The organism is Verminephrobacter aporrectodeae subsp. tuberculatae At4 (assembly GCF_000193225.1).
Taxonomy (GTDB): Bacteria; Pseudomonadota; Gammaproteobacteria; order Burkholderiales; family Burkholderiaceae_C; genus Acidovorax; species Acidovorax aporrectodeae.
On sequence record NZ_AFAL01000111.1, the window covers coordinates 1 to 3,326 of the forward strand.

General features: G+C 50.2%; 4 protein-coding genes. All 4 read left to right on the plus strand.

Annotated elements, in window-relative coordinates:
* The first annotated feature begins 193 nt into the window (after positions 1-193).
* Positions 194-1,075 carry a hypothetical protein gene (locus tag VTU_RS32470; RefSeq protein WP_138927792.1) on the plus strand — a complete coding sequence of 294 codons (882 nt, stop codon included), beginning with the start codon at positions 194-196 and terminating at the stop codon, positions 1,073-1,075.
* A 12-nt stretch (positions 1,076-1,087) separates the two neighbouring features.
* Entirely contained in the window at positions 1,088-1,801 is a 714-nt protein-coding gene (locus tag VTU_RS32475) for a hypothetical protein (RefSeq protein ID WP_138927793.1), read from the plus strand.
* Positions 1,792-2,187: a hypothetical protein gene (locus VTU_RS32480; RefSeq protein WP_138927794.1), complete on the plus strand. Its 396-nt coding sequence runs from the start codon at positions 1,792-1,794 to the stop codon at positions 2,185-2,187. The genes VTU_RS32475 and VTU_RS32480 overlap by 10 nt, the downstream gene beginning before the upstream one ends.
* Positions 2,188-2,326: 139 nt before the next feature.
* On the plus strand, positions 2,327-3,326 hold a 1,000-nt coding region (locus VTU_RS32485; RefSeq protein WP_138927795.1), incomplete at its 3' end, for a hypothetical protein.

Sequence of the window (3,326 nt, forward strand, 5' to 3'; positions counted from 1 at the left end):
CTGGGTCGAGACCCAGTGGTTGTTCCCCGCTTTCTAAGCCACAGCCAGCCATGATCGATCTGGAAATCACCCACCCTGACGGCCCGCTCAAGCCCGTGCGGGTGCTCGCTGTTCGCCAGCCGAGATGCAGGCTCATCGTGCGCCAGCGCAGCACACCAACGTCTGTTGCGCCACATGGCGCGGTAGTAGCGCCATGAGCAAGCTCCTCTGCTTCAAGGCAGCCATCGCATGGATGGTGGTTCTCATCGCCAGCGCATCTTGGGCGCAATGCGGCGTCACACAGGACTGCTCCCTGTTTCCCCCAGCCCCCACGTTAAACGTGTGCACAGCGAATCTCTGTTTTCGGAACGCAGAAGCCAGGAGAGAATATGAACAGAGAAATAACTGCACCATTTTCGATGGCGACCTTTGCGCCAGCAGAGTAGTCAATTCCGCTACGCAATGCTGCGTCATGGATTCTGTGACACAAATAAGCAAAATTCAGCAGAAGCAATACACAAAGCTGAATAAGAAATTCAACTGGGATATTTACTCAAAAGAGTGTACAAAGATGCAACAAAGCCAGGCCAAGCCCGATGAGCTATGGGCTCAATGCAAAGTCGGTCAAAAGCACTCTGCAAATGATGATTATCCGGTGGTGCATGTTGAGCAGAATGGTTCGGCTCGAACCTATTGCATTGATGGATGCAGTACGCCTCCGGAAATTGTAAAACTATCCGCTTTCTCTGGTATATTCATTTATGCTGACAGAAATAATCCAACTGGCGCAGGCCCTGGTGGTATCGGTAATTCATCCAGTTTTTTTGGTGCATGCTCATCTCATGACAAATGCTACCAGACATGTATCGCCAATGACCAGAGTGTCTGCGACAACAACATGCTCTCCGATATGCAGGTCGTTTGCAATGGGATTCCTGCCGATCACGAAACAACTTTTAAAGGGCTCTTGGGAGAAAATTCCGTTAATACACGACATGCTTGTCTTTTAGCCGCAGAAAAAATGCACACTGGACTGAGGAAATTTGGATCAAGCGCTTTCAATTTGCGTCGCCAGCAATATTGTCAATGCTGCTAGAAGGAGTGCATTGTGAAATTAAACGCAAAAATCGTCATCTTCTTTTTTACCGCCAGTATTGAGTCCTCAAGTGCTGGGCTGATCCTCAACAGCATAAACCACCAACAAACAACTCGCCCATACGCCCGGATCGATCTGAAGGATGGAAAATCCTACTGGATCTCTGCCGAGCAACTCAACGCAAACGGAACGGCAGCGACTTCCTTTCTACTTCAGGAGATGAACTGCATATCCCGAGGGAAAACAAAAAAAATCAAGACGCCGGACACTTATATGATTCTTGCGCCGCTGTCTGAATCCATCAGGCAAAACACTCTGGTGACTGGCGTGAATTTCCATGGGCAATGGAGCGTGATTCAGTTGAGTGCCAACCTGTCGAGTGTCAGGCAGGCACAGCCCTTGATCGACATGGGATTCGTCTGGGCCAGTGCTACTTCCCGGACCGGTTACTTCATCGCGGGCACCAGCGTGGACAAGCGCCCCACGCTCATCTACCTCAGTGCTGACCTAAAAAACAAGAAGACACTCAGCCAAGCAGATGACCACAACGGTGAAGTATCGAACGTCTTTGAAAGCAAAGGCCGTATTTTTCACTGTTCAACCGTTATCTCAGAAATCAAGACGCGAACACATCTCCCAGAGCGGAACTGCGCGAGTATTCCACCACCGGCGCTCCCGTTTCACGCACGCCACTCAACGGCATGGCGGCCACGGGAATGGCACTGAAAGATGGCGGCATCGCCATCAGCTACTGGATAGGCAAGCAACTATTTATTGAAAAACGTGGTGCCAATCTTTCCGCCCTTTGGTCCACCAAACTGCATCAACGCAGCGGAGTCGCTTCCAGAAAAGGGTACCTGCTGGAAACCGGAAGCCATATTGCATGGGTTGGAGCAAACGATGACAAGCTACTGATACATCGCCTTGCACAAGACGGGAAATCAATTCAAACGTCCATCGACACAAAAACCAATATTGGCGCTCCAATTCCCGACATCTATTCAGTTCATTCGTCAGGAGATGATATTCATGTTCGTGGCGTAGCAAGACGATCCACAGACCCGTCCGGGCAAGTCACCGAGTTCTGCTTTACAGAGCAACCTGATTCTTGAAACCACTGGTACAGAGCATGAAAAAACGACACTTTCTCGGCATGGCCGCCTTGCTACCCCGATGGCCAGCATTTGCACAGAAAATTCCGCATCAGGTATGGAATCAGGTTCCGACTTTGTATTTCAATAGAACAAAATCATGAAGTCAAAATTTACAAGCACCCTCTTTATCCTCGCGGTAACCCTTGATGCTGCAAACGCAAAATTGGGCGTAGAAAGTATGACCCCCCAGCAAGCAGATCGACCCTATGCACAAATGATGCGGGGAATGGATTGCCGCTCCAAGGGAGAAACAAGAAAAATAAAAATGCCAGACAACTATATGGCACTGACGCCAGTGTCCGAATCCGTATGGCAAAACGCCTTGGTAATCGGAGCGAATTTTTTGGGTGAATGGAGCATGGTCCAGTTGCAGGCCAACCTGTCAGGCATCAGGAAGTCGCTGCCCTTGAGCGACGTGGGCGTCATCTGGGCAAGCGCATCGTCCAAGGCCGGGTACTTTATCGCAGGAGCCAGTATGAACAAGCAGCCCGTGCTCATGTATTTCAGTGCTGACCTCAAGAACCGGAAAATATTGAGCCAAGCCAATGATGGCAACGGCGAGGTATCGAGTGTCTTTGAAAGCCGTGGTCGTGTTTTTGCGCTATTCAACCGCCATGGTGACAGCAAGGACCAGAGCGCATCTCCTGGCGCGGAATTGCGCGAATATTCCGCTACCGGGACTCCTGTTTCGCGCACACCACTCAACGGCATAGCGGCCATCGGAACGGCGCTGAAAGATGGCGGTATTGCCATCAGCTACTGGATAGGCGAGCAGTTATTCATGGAGAAACGCGATGCAAACCTCTCTATCCTGTGGTCCACCAAACTGCACCAAAGCAATGGAATTGCTTCCATCAAAGGATACTTGCTGGAAGCCGGAAGCCATATTGCATGGGTTGGAGCAAACGACAACAAGCTACTGATACATCGTCTTGCACAAGACGGAAAGTCAATTCAGACGTCCATCGACACAAAAACCAATATCGGCACTCCAATTCCCGATATTTATTCAGTTTATTCGTCAGGGAACGATATTTATGTTCGTGGCGCAGCAGCGCGGTCCAAAAATCCACCAGAGAAAATCACCGAGTTCTGCT